The following is a 16,774-nucleotide window of genomic DNA, read 5'->3' on the forward strand; positions in this document are numbered from 1 at the left end:
AGGGCACGATATGAGCTTGATCGAATCCGTCGAGGCCCAGCTGTTCAACGTCCCGCTGGCCGAGGTTCTGGTGGATGCCAAACACGGCGACCACACGTTTTTTCAGCTGATCACAGTGACCGTGCGCACGTCTGACGGGGTGGAGGGGACCGGCTACACCTATACCGGAGGCAAGGGAGGTCACGCCATACTGGCGATGATCCGGCACGATCTGACACCCTTTCTGATTGGCAAGGACGCGCGCCATGTCGAAGACCTGTACGACCAGATGCAGTGGCATGTGCATTACGTCGCGCGCGGCGGGATCGCCTCATTCGCGATCTCGGCGGTGGACATCGCGCTTTGGGATATCCGGTGCAAATCCCAAGGTCAGCCCCTGTGGAAAGTGGCCGGTGGGGCGTCGGACCGGTGCAAGGCGTATGCGGGCGGGATCGACCTGAACTTCTCGTTGGAGAAACTGCTGGCGCAAACTCGGGGCTACCTGGACCGCGGTTTCAACGCGGTGAAAATCAAGGTAGGCCAGCCTGATCTGGCGGAGGATCTGCAGCGCGCAAAGGCCGTGCGGGATATGTTGGGGCCGGACCGTTTTTTCATGGTTGATGCAAATTATTCGATGAGCGTTGATCAGGCCATCACAGCGGCGCGCGGTTTTGCTGAATGCGACATCCTTTGGTTTGAAGAGCCAACCATCCCTGACGATTATAAAGGGTATGGGCGCATCGCCACCGAATCCGGTGTGCCATTGGCGATGGGCGAAAACCTCCATACGATTCATGAGTTCGAATATGCGTTTGAGGATGCAAAACTCAGCTTCGTTCAGCCGGATGCGTCCAATTGCGGTGGAATTACCGGATGGCTGCAGGTTGCGGCGCTCAGCCAGGTGCACGGAATTCCTGTGTGCAGTCATGGCATGCAAGAGCTTCACGTCAGCCTTGTCTCGTCGCAGCAGAATGCCGGTTGGCTGGAAGTGCATTCGTTCCCGATCGATCAATACACCAAACGTCCGCTGGTGGTCGAAAACTGCCTTGCCGTGGCCCCGGACACGCCGGGCATTGGTGTGGAATTCGACTGGGACAAGCTGAATGCCGAACACGCAGAGATGACGTAATCAGCCGATTGTATCGCGCTGTGAAACGGTCTGCCGCTGACTGATTATCAGGCAGGGTCTTGGTGTGCATGCCCGCAAGTTAGCCGATTCAAAAGTTAATTTTCCGAAGGGATGAGATTTAGTTCACAGCGTGTTATGAGGAAAGTGTTAACAATACGAAAACAATTTTAAGATTCTGGGGGGAATCCATGTCAGATCCGAAACTGGTTGAAGATATTGTGCACGCTTTGGACGTGCCGGGTGGCAGTACCAAACGGCGGCCAGTCCACACCGTCGGCATCGGAGCGACCGGTCATTTCAAGGCCTCTGCGATTGCACAGGAATTCTGTACGGCGGCGCATTTTACCAAACAGGCGGAAACGGTTCCTGTTGCGGTGCGTTTCTCGAACGGAATGGGAGTTGTCGCCGAACATGACGGTTGGTCGGATGTGCGCGGCATGGCCGTGCGGTTCGATCTGGGCGCGGGCAAAAGCACGGACCTGATCGCCATGACCTTGCCGGTATTCTTTGCACCGGACCCAGAGAAATTTCTGGAATTCGCCCTGCATGCACGCCCTGCGCCCTGCGAAATCGAAAGCGCCTGGAGCAAGATACGCAGCTACCTGAAGCTGCAACTGCCTATGCCCGACCCGTATCCGGGGCAGGACGAGCGTCCCAACGAAGGCGCGACGGCTTTCGCCGACAAACACGCATGGGCGCAACCTGCGGTGCTGCAGGCCTCGATCATCGGCGCGCCGGTCAGCTATGTGCGCGCCTCCTATCACGCGGTGCACACTTTCATCGTCACCGCGCCGGATGGCACAGACCGATATGTGCGCTTTCACTGGGCCCCCATTGCAGGCGTGTTGCGCACAGACCCGGAAGAGCCGCCCGAGGACAAATACCTCAAGAAGGACCTCAAGGATCGGCTGTCCAAAGGGATCGAGCGGTTTTCGCTGATGATGACTATCGGTGAGACAGGCGATGATTTTGAAGACTCGACCAAGCAATGGCCGCCACACCGTAAGCGGGTGATGATGGGTACTCTGACGTTGGACAACGTTCCCGAAGATCAGGAGGCGCATAACGAAAAACTCAGCTTCAACCCGACCCACCTGACCGACGGGATCAGGCCGTCCGAGGATACGATTCTGCGAATACGCAGGGATGTATACGAGTTTTCAAGCAAACGGCGCGGGGGAATACCCTGCCCATTCAGTGGCACGGGGGGGACCGAAGAATGAGCAAGGAAAGCGGAAAGCTCAACGAGTATATCAACAGTCTTCCGGAGCGGGGCTGGTTTCAGTTCCTGTCCAGATACGTCGTGGTGCCTTATTGGATTTGGCGCGATCCGAAACCCAAGCTGCCCGGCGGTCCCCGGATCACCACGCAGCCCAGCGACAGCACGCAACGGATGATGAACCTGTTGATGCCGCTGAAAGACCCGTCGCCCGTTGGACGGGCAAAGGCGGTCATGGCATTGGCGGCGAATGTTGACGAGGTGTTTGCAGGGCTCGACAATGTCGGCACCGTTCATTCGGCCCGGTTCCTGCTGATCGGTGACCATATCTGCATGATTTCGGTCTATGACGGTGATTTCAGCAATTATATCCGCGATTTCATTTCGACCATCGGCAGCGTTTTTGATGCCCTGATGCATTTGGTCGAGGGTGGCGAAAACCTGTATCCCTGTGAGGAAAATGTCGAAACCTTTATCGACTGGGTGCGCGATCACGACCTGTTTCAGGCGCCGGATTATGCCATTGATCTGTTTGGCGTTCAGGATGAACAGGCCGGTCGCAAACCGAACGATCCGCCGCATGAACTGATGGCACTGCCGCGTGATCTGATCCTGCAGTTACATGCAAACAAAAACATTTCGCTCGGAGGTGGCTATCGCGGCTATCCGGGATATTCGGCGGCGCAAATTCGTCGCAAGTTGGGAGTGGGCTGGTGAACGAAGTTGTAAAAGACCCCGTATTCGATCCTGAAAAGATTCAGGGCAACATTCTGCGCGGATATACGAACAATCTGGTGCGCCATATCGTTCTTGAGGTCACCGACCGCGCGGCTGCGCGACGGTTTCTGGCGGCGTCCGCGGATGGCACAAGCGACGATGTCCCGGCCATTACCCGGTCCGCGAAGTGGAAGGTAAAACCCGAAGTTTGCTTTAACATCGGCATCACCTTTCAGGGCCTGCGCGCGCTAGGCGTGTCGGAAAGCGATTTGGCGACGTTTCCGCTGGAATTTGCTGATGGCATGGCTGAGAGGGCCGAAAAGCTGGGTGATTTCGGTGAAAGCGCGCCCGAAAATTGGCCGGCACCGTTCGACAAGCCCGACAGGGTTCATATTATCGCCTCGGTCTATGCCAATGATGACGCGGGATTGGACGCGACCGAGAAGATGGTTGCCAAGGCCTTCAATGTTCTCGGGGTGCGGAATGGTCGAAATCTACCGGAAGGCAAGGTGTTCTTCGGCTACCGGGACAGCATCTCTCAGCCCAAGTTCAAAGGCATTGTCGATCCTGAACAGACGCTGGTTGAAGAGCCGCTGGATCCGCTGGGCACGGCGCTTTTGGGATATCAGACCCATTTCGAGGGGCTACGGTTCAGTATTCCGACACCCGAAGCTCTGGGGCTGTTTGGATCATTCAACGCTTTCAGAGTGTTGAAGCAGGATGTTCATGCGTTCGAGGACTATCTGACCGAAGCAGCAACCAAGCTGATGGATCATCCCCTGGTCGACAAGTTACTACCGCCCGGATGTGAAAAGGACGTCGGTGAAGGTCTGGATCGACATGGCGCATTGCGAGAGGTTGTGGCGGCGCAAATGTGTGGGCGCTGGCGCAATGGCGTACCGTATGAGCTGTCACCCAACGCTCAATGGCCTGACGATCGTGTTTCGCTGACCAATTACGACTATACGCGTGAATCGCGCTGCCCGGCGGGATCGCATATGCGTCGGGTCAATCCGCGCGGAGGGCCGATCGTACAACGCATTGCCAACCGGTCGCGTCGTCTGGTCAGACGTGGTATGTCCTATGGCCCCGATTTTGATCCCGCCGCAAAGCGCGACAACGAGGAACGCGGATTGCTGGGCAACTTCATCGGTGCAAATTACGGCGCACAGTTTGAGGCCGTAGTTTGTGACTGGCTGAACTTTGGCCTGCAAGACCCTGAGATCACAGGGACAAATGATCCGCTGCTTGGCGCGAACGTTCCGGAAACCAGCATGTTCGAGATGACCATTGCCGGGTCCGAGGAACGTATTCGCCTCAGCAATTTCCCTCGGTTCGTCATCACCAGAGGTGGCGCGTATACCTTCCTGCCCAGTCTGGATGCGATCCGGTATCTGTCGAAACTGGGTGAGCAGGAAGAGGCTTCAGGCAGCTAATTCGGCAAGCGCGTCCTCGATCCGTGTCAGCATCGGGGACGTGCCTGTGGGTGCGATCAGATGATGTGCCCGGTTCAGGTGTTCCAGCGCCTTGGGCTTCTTTTTCTTCAGTTTGTAAAGAAGCCCAAGGATCATCTCGCCACGCGCGAAGTAGTGGCCTTGCGGGTCGAACTGAGGATTTTCGCGCGTCTTGTCGATCAATGCGACAATGCGCTTTTCGCCGTTCAGCATGACGCCCAGCAACGTCCGCAGGTTCCGCAACAATACACCCAGCGAGGCATCTCCGTCGCCAGACAGGATTTGCAGGTATACCTCGCTCAGGAACAGGCGGTTCCAGTCGGCGGCGGTAAAGGCGCCCTCGGCTTCACGCTGGGCGATTGTCGACTCGATTTGCTGCAGCCCTTCGCCCACGCGGCCTTCCATGGCAAGAGCCACACCCAGCATTGTCTGAGGGACGCCGGCAAAAAGAGTACTGCCCTTGGTGTGCATTAGATCGACATATTCCTGCACGTTTTCCCGGGCATCCGGTCTTTGCAACGGCACCAGCGCCGCAACGCGAGAGGATTCGGCGATGGCAAGCTCAAATTCGGCGCGCGACAGATGCAGGGCCTCTTCTGACAGGTCAAAGGCGGCCTGATGATCGTCGGTCACCACCGCCACCAGTGCTTTCATCGCGGTGCCGTACCCAAGGGCGCGGGGGTCGTTCTTCTGTTCACCAACGGCCACCATACGTTCAGCGGTTTCGCGTGCCTTGACCACACGTCCACGGGTCAATTCGTTCCAACCCACGGTTGCCAGATAGAAGTTCTGCAGATACGCGTCGTCAAACTTGGCCAGGGCCTGTTCGATCTCGATCTTCTTGGCCTCGAATTCCGCGTTTGGCAGGGGCGCGCAATAGATTGACACCGATAATTCGTTGACCATGGCGTAGGCCACGGATTTCGGATCGCCCAGACGGTCCGCCATGGCCGTGAGTTCCTTTTGAACACGCAGCGCTTCGAGGAACTTGCTGTTGCAGACCAGGCAAGAAACATAGTGGTGCAGAAACAGCGCGTGGTCCTCGCTGTCTCCGATTTTGCCAAGGATGGGACGGATGCGCGGAGCCAACCCGATGGTGGTCATAACGTCCAGCGAGATATTGGAACACAGCGCGTAATTCGCCAGAAAACCCGCAAAGGCAGTATCGCTGGCGCAGTCCGGGTCTTTTTCATACAGATCCATCGCTGCTGCGAAATACTGGTTGGCCTGATCGTGCGAGAACACCCCAAGGCTTTTGGCCCCGGCAAGTGCGGCGTATTCGAACGCTTTGTCTGTGCGCTCGGTCCGCGCATAGTGATGCGCCAGCGTTTCCGCCGCCTCGGGCAGGCGGTTGGCGTTGCGCTGTTCCAACGCGGTGGCAATGGCAAGATGAAGCTCGGTTTTGCGTGCGCTGACAAGGCTTTGATATACCGCGTCGCGCAGCAGAACGTGCTTGAACATGTAATCCGACGAGTTGGCCTTGCGGTACACGATATCGTGCGCCTGCAGCCTTTGCAGCGCCGCACCAATCTCGTCCGGGCTGGAGGCGACCAGAGACAGCAGACCGGGATCAAACCCGCGACCAATGGCCGAGGCCGCCTGTAACAGAAACCGATCCTCGGGTTGCAACTGCTCGATCCGCGCCAACAGCAGGCTTTGCATACTGGCGGGCAAACCTTGATCCTGCGGGCTGGTGTCGAACAGCACATGGCCCGATTCCACGCGCAATGCGCCTTGTTCGATCAGAAAGCTCAGGACTTCTTCGGCGAAAAGGGGGTTGCCTCCGGCGCGTTCACTAACCTGCCGGACCAGTTCATCGGGCAAAGAGCTGACACCCAATCTGGTCGAGGCCAATTGGCGGAAATCCGTTTCGTCCAGGGGTTTCAGCGCCAGGGTGATCGCGGCTCGGCTGCCCAGCCATCCGGGCGCATATTCGGGCCGCCTTGTGTGCAGGATAAGCAGGTTCGCGGTATCATCTTCATCAATGAGCGTCTGCATCATCTCGGCTGATGCACCGTCGATCCAGTGAATATCCTCGACCAGCAAAATCACTTTGGTGCGCTTGCATTGGGCCTTGAGCAGGGCAGGCAACAAATCCCGTGTGCGCAAACCGATCAGAACCCCGTCTAGGCCATCCAACGAACCTTTTGGCGGTTTCTGACCCAAAAGGTTCATCAAAAGCCCGATATTCTCGGGTGTTTCAAGATCGGATCGAGCCAAACCGGCCCGTAGTTTTTCAGCGATTTCATCCGGTTCGTCCTCGTCATAAATGTTGAACGAGTTCCGGATCACCTCAAGAAACGGCATGAAGGGCATTTGCTGCCCGTCGGCGGTGCAGTGGCCGCGGTAAATGATTGTCTCGGCTGTTTTCACCCGGCCCAGAAATTCATGTACCAGGCGGGTTTTGCCGAGGCCCGGCTCGGCGACCAGATCGACGACTCGCATGCTTTCATGGCAGTTCTCAAGCGCCTGGGTCAGAGCGGTCAGTTCATCATCGCGTCCAACATACTGACTGAGCCCCCTCGCGAGGGACGCATCGAACCGGGATGCCCCGGCGTGAATGGCCTCAAGCAACCACAGCTTTTGTTCGCGCGGGACACCCTTGATCTTATGTTCGCCGTCAAAGCTGAGATCCACAAGCCATTCCACAAGCCGTCGGGTCGCATCGCAAATCAGAGTTCGCCCTTCGGGGGCCAAATCCTGAATGCGTGAGGCCAGATTGACGGTGTTGCCCACGGCGGTCATCTCGGCCCCTTCGCCTTCGACTTTCGCCATAACGACTGAGCCAGAGCTGACCCCGACCCGCATTACGGGCCGGACGCCAAAGCGGGATTCGATATCGTCGCCTGCGTCTTCGAAGGCCGTGTGTATGGCCATACCGGCCCGGCAGGCACGCAGGGCCGCGTCTTCCAGTGCTTCGGGGATGCCAAAGACGGCCATGATGCTGTCCCCGGCAAAGCCGCGCACCACGCCGCCATGGTCTTCGACGATGCCTTTGAGCATTTCATAGACCATGCGCGTAAACTGAACGGTCTTTTCACCGCCCAGGCTGTCCACAATCGCGGTATACCCAACCATATCGGTGAACAGCACCGATACCAGGCGACGTTCGCCCAAATGCGTCGACGACGACACCGAATTTTCAGCAGCCTTTGCCATGGTACGACTTGCTTAACACAACTAAAATTGAATCGGCTAGCGCCTGACGTGAGGTTAACGCAACCGGAATCGCCGCATCACACCTTAGGGCTGTGCTAAAGTGTAAGGCATTCAATTTAAAGTATTAGATCGACGTCTAAGCCGTGAAATTCAACTTCAGCCCCGGGCGCGGCCACTTTGTCTTGTAGATCTTTCCAGTACCCGAGGCTGTGATCCAGACGTCATCCATGTCCGCACCACCAAAGCACAGGTTGGTTGTCATCGGGTCGGGGACCTGTAGATGTTCAGTGCTTCCATCAGCACTGAAGACGGTAATACCCCCGGTGAACAAGGTCGCGACACAGACACGCCCGTCGGCCTCGACCTTGAGGCTGTCGAGCCACTGGAAACCGTTCAGGGTTTGCACGACGTTTCCGGGGGTTCCCGGCAATGCGCCGGGTTTCAGCTTGCCGGGCCCTTCGATATCCATAACCCAGAGGCGGCCAAAAACGGTGTCGGACACGAAAAGCTTTGTGCCATCTGGCGACAACCCGATGCCGTTCGCCGTCGGAACTGTGGCCGCGTGGATCAGCTTTTTTCCGTCGATGGTGGCGTAATAAACGGCCCCGAACTCACTGCTTTCGGCATGTTGCATGCCAGTATCGGTGAACCAGAAGCCACCTTCTTTGTCGAAAACAATATCATCGGGTGATATCAAGCACTTGCCTTTGTATTTGTAATAAAGATCCGTGACCTCGCCGGTTTTTAAATCGACACGCTGGATTGATCCGCCGATATAGTTTGGCCGGTCAGACGACGGGACTGTGATTTTGAGGGTCGGCTCTTCGACAAAAGTGTAGACCCCGCCATTGTTGCACACATAGGCCGCGCCATCGGGCCCAATGGCAGTTCCGTTGGGACCACCCGGAAGATCCGCCACCTTGACCAGAGATTGGTCGGGCATCAATCGCATCAGGGTTTCGTTCTTGATATCGACATAAAGAACCGAGCCATCATTCATTGCCACGGGACCCTCGGGGAATCCCAGACCGCTTGCGACTTCTTCCAACTGTAGTGCCATTGAACTCTCCCTTCGGCGTGTGCCGGTTCTATAGTTTCAAGAATAATTAGGATATTAAGGACTGTCTTGCGTGAAAAATGAAGCGGCCTTGCGGCTTTGGGATCAGGTTATCTAGTAGAGTTCACTCGGGCAACAGCGCTGTTTCTCGTGTAATAATTATGAATTGCAATGTATTAAACGTCATTCTTTACGTATGTCAAAGCCAGCGCATGGCGTTCTTTGCCACGCAAGTATTTTGAGCGTGGTGCAGATTTTATCCTTTTCAGGCCCGAATTCCTGTACCACAACATAACAGTTGTCCCGATTTCATTAGAGCATTGGAGTAGCCATGACATTTAAACTTGTTTCCTGTGATGGGGGCGGAATTCGGGGCTATCTGACATGCCTTATCCTCCAGGGATTGCATGAAGAGACCGGTTTTCTGGACAGTGCGAACGGATTCGCCGGGACGTCGACGGGCGGTCTGATTTCCGTGGTGCTGGCTGATGGCCGGACACGCGGTAAAAACATGTCGGATTTGGTGAAAGAACTCATTTCGCTTTACCACGACAAAGCCGAACAGATTTTTCTGGAAAACGAGCGTTCTCTGTTCGACAAGGCGCTGGATGAGGTGCTCAAACGGTTTCATCTGACCGGCGGCCCGGGTGTCACCGCCGCGCAATTTTCCTCAGCTGGGCTGGAGAAGATCGGCTACGAGCTGGTCGGGGACCGCACCATCGGGTCTATTTCCAAAGATATCATACTGGCCGTGACTACGGTTTGCCTTCATCTGAATGACAAGGTGGGATGGGCACCGTTTACGATGACAAATCAGATGGTTACCGAAGGCCCCTGGATTGATATGAGCGATATCAAGCTGCTGGATGTGGCGATGGCAACCTCAGCGGCGCCGACCTATTTCCCGCCGCACCGGATCGAATCTTCCGGTCGCGATTACGGGTATTTTGCGGATGGCGGTATGTTCGCCAACAACCCGGTTCTGAATGGGATCAACATCGCGGTGGCCACGCAGAAAGGGGTACATCTGGATAATATTCAGGTGGCCTCGGTCGGGACGGGCCGCCAGCCCACCGCCATTGCAGAGGATACGTTCAAGACGCCCGAAGACTGGGGTCTTCTGAAATGGTTCGGCGTTACCTCTGACGTGCCGACTGGCGCGCTTTTGGAACTTGGCCTGTCGACATCCGCCGAGAACCAGTTCTGGATTGCCCATCTGGTGCTAAAGGATCAGCTGGCCCGTCTTGACCCTCCGTTGTCAAAAACAGTCGGGCTGGCAAAGATCGAGCCCCGGAGCTTTACCCTGATGGACGAAGCTTACGAGATCGCGCGCAATAGTAAGGAATGGACGCGTACGGTCGAGATGTTGCACACTTGGTAGGTCGCGGTCGGTCAGCATGGTTTGCGGAACCAGCAGACGCTGAAACGCGTCTGTTGCGATCAGTCGTCCTGTGCAACCAGCCCCAAACCCCGCAGGTAAATGCCGATACCGGATTCCAACAGATCTTCGGGCGGGAAGGGCGACGTTGCGCCGGTGTTACGGGCATATAGTTCTACCACACCATGGCTCATGGCCCAGATATGGGCGCTGAACATGGATGCCGGTGGGCGTTTTTCCGGCGGGATATGCTGCGACAGGTCCGAGGCCGCTTTCTCAAGAACCTGCTTGGCGCGGTTGGCGGCCAGGGCGAGTTCGGGCGTACGGTTCACCGAGATACCACTTTCAAACATCGCGATGTAATGCCCGGGATGCTTACGCGCGAAGGCCAGATAGGCCCGGCCCGTCGCTTCGAACGCGGCAAGGGCCGAGGGTTGGCCCTTGTCATAGGCATATTGCATCAGATCGGCGAACATCTCGAAACCCTGTCGCGCAGCCTCGGCAATCAGGTCCTCGCGCCCGTGATAATGGCGATAGACAGCCGCTGGCGTGACACCAGCGGTCTTGGCTGCTTCTGACAGGGTGAACCCCGTTGGTCCTTTTTCTTCGATCAAAGACAGCGCAGCTTCGATCAACGCCTGTTTCAGATTGCCATGGTGATAGCCGCGCTTGGTCATGCAGGTCTCGGGCCCGTTTGGTGATCTGATCGGGGACGAGCTAGACAGTACGTTTCGGTCACCCTACGCATCCCAAATATCCGGCCCGCCGCAGATTTCAGGGTCAGGCTGCCCAACCGCCTTGGCGTCTTTCTCGTCATAATCCACGGCGCTTAGAACCGTGCGGATCGCGGCCAGACGGGCCCGTTTCTTGTCGTCTGAACGCACGATTGTCCAAGGACATAAATCGGTATGCGTACGGGTCAGGGTTTCGTGGATCGAGTCGGTATACTCGTCCCATTTATGCAACCCAGCAACATCAATCGGGCTGAGCTTCCACTGTTTCAGCGGATCGGTCTCGCGCGCCAGAAAGCGGTTCAATTGTTCTGCCCGACCAACGTTGAGCCAAAATTTGAAAAGCAGGATTCCGTCATTTACAAACCCGGTTTCCAAAGGCAGAACCTGACGAAAAAAACGCTCACGTTCCTTTGTGGTGCAAAAGCCAAAGACATTTTCGACAACGCCCCGATTGTACCAGCTGCGATCAAAAAACACGACTTCGCCCGCCGAAGGCAGATGCTGTATGTATCGCTGGAAGTACCATTGGCTGCTTTCCGCATCCGACGGTTTGCTCAGCGCGACATTGCGCGCGCCCCTTGGGTTCAGGTTTTCGCGGAACCGTTTGATCGTGCCACCTTTTCCGGCGGCATCCCGGCCTTCGAACAGAATTGCAACCCGTTTGCCCGAGGCTTTGACCCAGGACTGCATCTTGACCAGTTCGATCTGCAGCGCCTCCATCTGCGCCAGATAGTCCTTGGTCTTCATCTTATCGGAATAGGGATACGAAGGATTTAGGATTTCGCCTTTCTTGGCATCTTCAATCGCGGTTCGGATCGCTTTGGGCGCGTCTTTCTGAAAGTAGGCCTCAATCGCGCCTTTTTCTGAACGGGTCATGTCCGGCCTCGTCATAAAATCCATAACTTACTATGGATTACCGATGGGTTTAACGCAAACCCGCGCGTTCGGCAGCGCGTTGGATGGCCGCTGCGACCTCGGGGGCCGCCACGACCTGTGGCATATGCCCGATCCCGTCCAACTCGATCAGCTCGGCGCCCTGAATTTGTTCCAGAAGCTTGGGCACATGCCAGTCCAGTTTGACAGTCGTATCCGCATTTCCGAAAACGATCTCGGTCGGTACTGAAATTTCGCTGTAGCGCGGTTGAAGTGCGGTGACCTCATCCAGCAGATTGGCCCGCTGCTTGGCGTTGGCGTGCATGGAGGCGCGTCGCATGGTCAGACCCGGTCCGAAATGTTCGGAATAACCTTCGGGCGCCTTTTGCGGGGCAAACACGCGGTCCAAAGCCTTGTCCACGTACCAATCCGGTACAAACGCGCCAATCACGGGCAGGGCGAAGGCGTTGCCTGCGCCCGTTGATGCAATGGAATTGAACCCGTCCAGCGGGGTCTCCCACGGGATCGCTGCCGGTGCGATAAGCACCAGGGCCGAGATATTGTCGGGTCGCGTCACGGCCCAGGCCAGAGACACCGAACCACCGTAACTCTGACCGGCTACAATCGGCTTGTCAGCCCCAAGCTGGGCTGCCGCCTTCTGCAGAATGTCTGCTTGTTCAACAATAGTTTCACCCTTGGGGTTGAAGCTTTCGGAATAGCCCAAACCGGGGCGGTCGAAGACGATCACCCGGAAATACTCGGCGAGTATCGGAGCCAGCGCGAAAGTCATATCCCGCGTATTGCCGCTGGAGCCGTGAATCAGGACCACATCGGGGCCTTCGCCCATCACCACCGCGTGAACGGCGACGCCATCGACCTGCAATATCTCGCCCTCAGGCGGAAAGGCGGCCTCGGCCCGGGATTCGCGCTGGCGGTTTTGCCACACCACCACGACCGCCAGGCCAAAAAGGAAGACACATAACGATATCAGAATTTTACCGGCCAATTTTATCCATCTCGAATGGTGTGGACTGATAGATAGCGTTGATCCAGTTGCCGTAAAGAAGGTGGGCATGACTGCGCCACCGGTTTTGCGGCTCGCGGTTTGGGTCATCATCCGGATAATAGTTCATTGGAACGTTTATCGGCGTGCCGTTGCTGATGTCCCTATCATATTCCTGTTTCAGCGTGTCGCTGTCATATTCGAAATGGTTGAAAATATAGAGCGCACGGTGCGCCGTGTCTTGGACCAGACAGGGGCCGACCTCATCACTGCCCAGCAGGGTGGTCAGACCCGGGGCTGCATCAATCTCGGCCTGCTTCATCTCGGTCCAGCGGCTGACGGGGATAACGCAGTCATCGGAAAATCCACGCAGAAACGGAGAGGCCGGATCCAGATTCTGGTGCCGGAAACACCCAAAAGCCTTGGCGTCCAGCATATGCTTTTTTACACCGTGGAAGTGATTGATCATGGCCATGCCACCCCAACACACACCTAAGGTCGAATGCACGTTTGTCTGTGTCCAATCAAAGACTTCTCTGATTTCATCCCAATAGGTGACGTTGGAAAATTCCAGATGTTCGATCGGAGCGCCGGTAATGATCAGGCCGTCGAATCTTTGATCCTTGACCTCCTGGAACGGGTGATAGAATTCGGCCATGTGTTCGGCAGCAGTGTTCTTGGTCTGGTGTTCGGTCATCCGGATCAAGGACAGCTCGATCTGCAGCGGGGTTGCACCGATTAGTCGGGCGAACTGGTTCTCGGTCTGGATTTTCTTGGGCATCAGATTCAACAAACCGATCCGCAGGGGGCGGATATCCTGCCGGGCCGCCTGATCTTCGGCCATGACCATAACGCCTTCCTGCGTCAGGACGTCAAAGGCAGGCAGGTCGGAAGGAATCTTGATGGGCATGGGAGCACGCTGCTGAGTATATGAATGAATTCTGGAACTTAGGCGCGGTTTGCACGGTGCTCAAGGGTTTGTTCGATCAACTCATCGAAATCCCCCGCATCGCGCACTTTTGCAATGTCGTTTGCCGTGACTTTCACGCCCCAGTTTTTTGCCATAGCGGCATATCGCGGCTTCCTGTGGTTCAGCGCCCGTGAATAGGTCCAGCGAATGAAAGCGTCGGGGTCGACCTCATGCGCGGCGCATCCGTTTTCGGCCAGATAGCCGTCCCAGGCCGTGGTCAGAAACTCGGCCTGATAGGACATCGGCTTTGGGGCTCTGTCGAAACGTCGGATCAATTCCTCTGTATGTGCCTCATCGCCTTCGATCCAGATCATCAATGTGTGGCGCGAAAGCTCTGAAAGGACCTGATCGTTTGGATCGTTCGGTTCGACCCATTCACAGATCGATCCCCCGGTGTCGCAGATGAAATTCGGATATTTGTAAAGCCGTTCGGCACGGTCGATGAAGTACTTCGTGTCCAACAACGCATGAATCTCGGCCAGGCGGAACTGTTCCTGACGGTTGCGGTACTCGGCAATTTCCAGACCGCCTTGATCCGGGTTTCCCGGTTTGCCCAGATAGGCGGAAACGGGGGTCAGGTTCTCGAACGAGATGTTCGAACCGATATAAATTGAATCTGACAGCAGAAGCTCGCGCAGAAACGGCACCTTCATCGCCTCGGCCTTGGCGTTGTCGGTGATGTATTCCCCCATATAACGCGTGCCGATACGGTAATCGATGGAGTAGTGAAACCAGTTCCCGGAATCGCGCAGGATATTGGACATATAGGTTTTACCCAGTCCGGACATGCCGAAAAACAGCACTTTTTTGCGCGCCGCGTCGCGCCAGTCCTTTGCCGAGTTGTAGATCATAATCCGCCATTCCTTGCTTTTTGCCCTAGCTAAATCGGGCAGGCCGTGTCGTCAATCACGGCGCCCGTATCGGCTGAGAATAAGCAGCCCGAGGGCCAGAATGGCAAAACCCAGGTAAGCATATGAGGGTAGCGTTTCGTTGCGGATCAACGCACCCAAAACGATGGCAACCGGTGGGATGATCAGCGTGACCAGCAGCAGATTGCCACTGCCCGCCCTGACCAGAACTCGGTAATACAGCAGATAGGCCCCGGCTGTTGCGATCAGAGAATAGTAAGCGATCGCGACCCAGGTTTTGAAGGGTAAGACCAGATCAGGTGGGCCATCGATCATCAGGGTGATCGGCACCATCATCACTGCCGAGGTGGTCAGCATTCCGGCCGCCGCAACTTGGGGCGCGAGCCCGGACAGGTGGCGACGGGCCCAAACTGCGGCCAGTGCATAGCTGACGGTGCCAGCGAGGATGGCGATCTGCGCCAGACTGCTCGGGTTGAATTCCGTGAATTGACGCAGACCGATGACGATGGACACGCCCAGAAACCCCAACCCGACCCCCGTCAGACGAGACAGGGTCAGTCTTTCATCCTTGAAGAAAAGCGCTGCCAGCAGTACGCCGAAAATTGCCGTCGCCGCGTTCAGGATCGAAGTCAGACCCGTAGAAACGAATAGCTGCCCCCATGCCATAAGCGAAAACGGCAGAACGTTGTTCAAAAGCCCCATAACCAGAAATGCGCCCCAGATTTGAGGTGTGATGGGGATTTTCTGCCCCTGAATCCAAATCACCATCCACAGCGCCAGTGACGCCCAGAACACCCTGTGAAAAACCGAGGTCATGACGGGGATATCATCCAGTGCGATGCGAATGGCCAGAAACGAGGCACCCCAGATGACGCCGAGCAAAACAAGTTCGAACCAGACGCGGCGGGATAGGGCAATCGGAGTGTTCATGAGACCGTCTTTTCAGACTATCAGGTTTGACGCGACCCGAAACATGCGAAAAGCCCCGCCGACGGTGGCAGGGCTTTTGCAATTTGAAAGTTATGCTGCGCGTTTAGTTCAGCGCGTATGTGATCTGAATGCCGACGCTCCAGGCTTCGTTGCCGCTGAACTCGGCGCCCTGGTTTGTGGTGGCGTCGCCAATATCGGTGTAGCGAATACCGCCAGAAATCTGCGCATTTTCAAGCGAGTAGGTCCCGCCGACCCCAAAGCTCCAGAAACCGTCGGTCGGGCCGAGGTCCGACACGGTCGAACCTTCGGAGGTTTCATACCCGACCGTAAAGGCACCGGCGAATGCATCGGTAAACTGATAGCCCATACCCAGCGAGTATGTGAACGTGTCGTCATCATAGTCGACGAGGTTGGTGCCGGTGATACGGAAAAACTCCGGAGGCTGCACGACAGTCTGAGGCCAATCCACCCAGCGAACCGAGCCGAAAACCAAGGTGCGCGGTGCGACGCCGGTCTGAAAATCCAGGTTGATCGACTGCGGTGTTTCCACCTCGGTCGTTGTGCGAACATTCTGCCTCTGGACCGATGTCGGAACTGGTCCGATGCCCGGTATCACGATGATGCCTGCAGGATCGTCAAATGATTCACGCGCCCGAATGTCATGCGTGATTTTCGAGTTATAAACCAGCGAAACGCGCGCGGCGATTTCCGGCTTTTCCCATGCGACACCGATCAGGTAACCAAAGTCGACCTCGGCGTCGGCATCAAATTCATAACCGGTGGCCGCGGGCACGGTTACGTTGGAATCCACACGCTGCGCCCGAATGCCGCCGATAGCGCTGAACCCGTTGTCGAACTTGTAGCGGAATACCGCTGACAACGCATCAACATCCGCCTCTGCTGCCAGCACACCGGGTCGCCCCCCAATAGCAGCCAACGGGTTTTGAGAGAGCGGGTAATTCGCGCCATAAGATACGTCCGCGCCAAAGGGCTGGTCATAAATCAGGGCGAAATCCAGTTTATCGGTCAGCGCACGTTTGTATCCAAGGCCCGGCGAAAAGAAGTTCTCGGTGACGTTGCCCGAATCTACGCCGCCCAGTGTCCCGCTGACGTCCGGTGTCGTGTATCCAAGGCTGAATTGAACCGCTGATCCTTCTTCGAAGATCAGGTTGATTCCCTGCCCGCTGCGATCAAGCCCCCCGGCTTGCGCAGCTGTTGCCCCAGCACACAACGCGCAAGCGCTCAATAGCGCTTTCCTCATTTCCTTCTCCCTTTACCTGTCCACCTGCCCAGACATTCACGC

14 protein-coding genes are annotated in these 16,774 nt (G+C 56.5%); 5 read left to right on the forward strand and 9 right to left on the reverse strand.

The features are described from left to right. The first annotated feature begins 10 nt into the window (after positions 1 to 10). The 4 genes from ACRZ9X_RS05250 to ACRZ9X_RS05265 all read left to right on the forward strand — a co-directional run bounded on the left by ACRZ9X_RS05250 (position 11) and on the right by ACRZ9X_RS05265 (position 4,480). Positions 11 to 1,108, forward strand: coding sequence for a mandelate racemase/muconate lactonizing enzyme family protein (locus tag ACRZ9X_RS05250; RefSeq protein ID WP_480516504.1), 1,098 nt, complete (start codon positions 11 to 13; stop codon positions 1,106 to 1,108). A 188-nt stretch (positions 1,109 to 1,296) separates the two neighbouring features. Continuing rightward, positions 1,297 to 2,331, forward strand: a complete 1,035-nt coding sequence (locus tag ACRZ9X_RS05255; RefSeq protein ID WP_480516506.1) for a catalase — start codon at positions 1,297 to 1,299, stop codon at positions 2,329 to 2,331. Next, on the forward strand, positions 2,328 to 3,044 hold the full coding sequence (locus ACRZ9X_RS05260) for a hypothetical protein (RefSeq protein ID WP_480516508.1): 717 nt from the start codon (positions 2,328 to 2,330) through the stop codon (positions 3,042 to 3,044). Before ACRZ9X_RS05255 ends, ACRZ9X_RS05260 begins: the two co-directional genes overlap by 4 nt. Further along, complete coding sequence (locus ACRZ9X_RS05265; RefSeq protein ID WP_480516510.1) at positions 3,041 to 4,480, forward strand: hypothetical protein; 1,440 nt, start codon at positions 3,041 to 3,043, stop codon at positions 4,478 to 4,480. Before ACRZ9X_RS05260 ends, ACRZ9X_RS05265 begins: the two co-directional genes overlap by 4 nt. On the opposite strand, the gene ACRZ9X_RS05270 is transcribed toward ACRZ9X_RS05265, so the two are convergent. Continuing rightward, on the reverse strand, positions 4,469 to 7,657 hold the full coding sequence (locus tag ACRZ9X_RS05270) for an ATP-binding protein (RefSeq protein WP_480516512.1): 3,189 nt from the start codon (positions 7,655 to 7,657) through the stop codon (positions 4,469 to 4,471). The two genes, ACRZ9X_RS05265 and ACRZ9X_RS05270, sit on opposite strands and share 12 nt — an antisense overlap. A gap of 136 nt (positions 7,658 to 7,793) precedes the next feature. Further along, on the reverse strand, positions 7,794 to 8,717 hold the full coding sequence (locus tag ACRZ9X_RS05275) for an SMP-30/gluconolactonase/LRE family protein (RefSeq protein WP_480516514.1): 924 nt from the start codon (positions 8,715 to 8,717) through the stop codon (positions 7,794 to 7,796). Between the two features lie 328 nt (positions 8,718 to 9,045). On the opposite strand from ACRZ9X_RS05275, the gene ACRZ9X_RS05280 reads away from it, so the two are divergent. Beyond that, positions 9,046 to 10,095, forward strand: a complete 1,050-nt coding sequence (locus ACRZ9X_RS05280) for a patatin-like phospholipase family protein (protein ID WP_480516516.1) — start codon at positions 9,046 to 9,048, stop codon at positions 10,093 to 10,095. 59 nt (positions 10,096 to 10,154) lie between these two features. Here the strand turns inward: ACRZ9X_RS05280 and ACRZ9X_RS05285 are convergent, their stop codons facing one another. From ACRZ9X_RS05285 to ACRZ9X_RS05315, 7 genes are all read right to left on the reverse strand, one after another. Then, positions 10,155 to 10,769, reverse strand: a complete 615-nt coding sequence (locus ACRZ9X_RS05285) for a TetR/AcrR family transcriptional regulator (RefSeq protein ID WP_480516518.1) — start codon at positions 10,767 to 10,769, stop codon at positions 10,155 to 10,157. 63 nt (positions 10,770 to 10,832) lie between these two features. Beyond that, entirely contained in the window at positions 10,833 to 11,702 is an 870-nt protein-coding gene (ppk2, locus tag ACRZ9X_RS05290; protein WP_480516519.1) for a polyphosphate kinase 2, read from the reverse strand. A 49-nt stretch (positions 11,703 to 11,751) separates the two neighbouring features. Further along, positions 11,752 to 12,705, reverse strand: coding sequence for an alpha/beta fold hydrolase (locus ACRZ9X_RS05295; protein ID WP_480516521.1), 954 nt, complete (start codon positions 12,703 to 12,705; stop codon positions 11,752 to 11,754). Next, on the reverse strand, positions 12,695 to 13,612 hold the full coding sequence (metA, locus tag ACRZ9X_RS05300) for a homoserine O-acetyltransferase MetA (protein WP_480516523.1): 918 nt from the start codon (positions 13,610 to 13,612) through the stop codon (positions 12,695 to 12,697). The genes ACRZ9X_RS05295 and metA overlap by 11 nt, the downstream gene beginning before the upstream one ends. A 38-nt stretch (positions 13,613 to 13,650) precedes the next feature. After that, positions 13,651 to 14,523 (reverse strand): ATPase, encoded by an 873-nt coding sequence (locus tag ACRZ9X_RS05305; RefSeq protein ID WP_480516525.1) that lies wholly within the window; start codon positions 14,521 to 14,523, stop codon positions 13,651 to 13,653. 51 nt (positions 14,524 to 14,574) lie between these two features. After that, on the reverse strand, positions 14,575 to 15,471 hold the full coding sequence (locus ACRZ9X_RS05310; protein ID WP_480516527.1) for a DMT family transporter: 897 nt from the start codon (positions 15,469 to 15,471) through the stop codon (positions 14,575 to 14,577). A gap of 103 nt (positions 15,472 to 15,574) precedes the next feature. After that, positions 15,575 to 16,732, reverse strand: coding sequence for an OmpP1/FadL family transporter (locus ACRZ9X_RS05315; RefSeq protein ID WP_480516529.1), 1,158 nt, complete (start codon positions 16,730 to 16,732; stop codon positions 15,575 to 15,577). Positions 16,733 to 16,774 lie beyond the last annotated feature (42 nt).

Source organism: Ruegeria sp. AL1 (assembly GCF_056540905.1).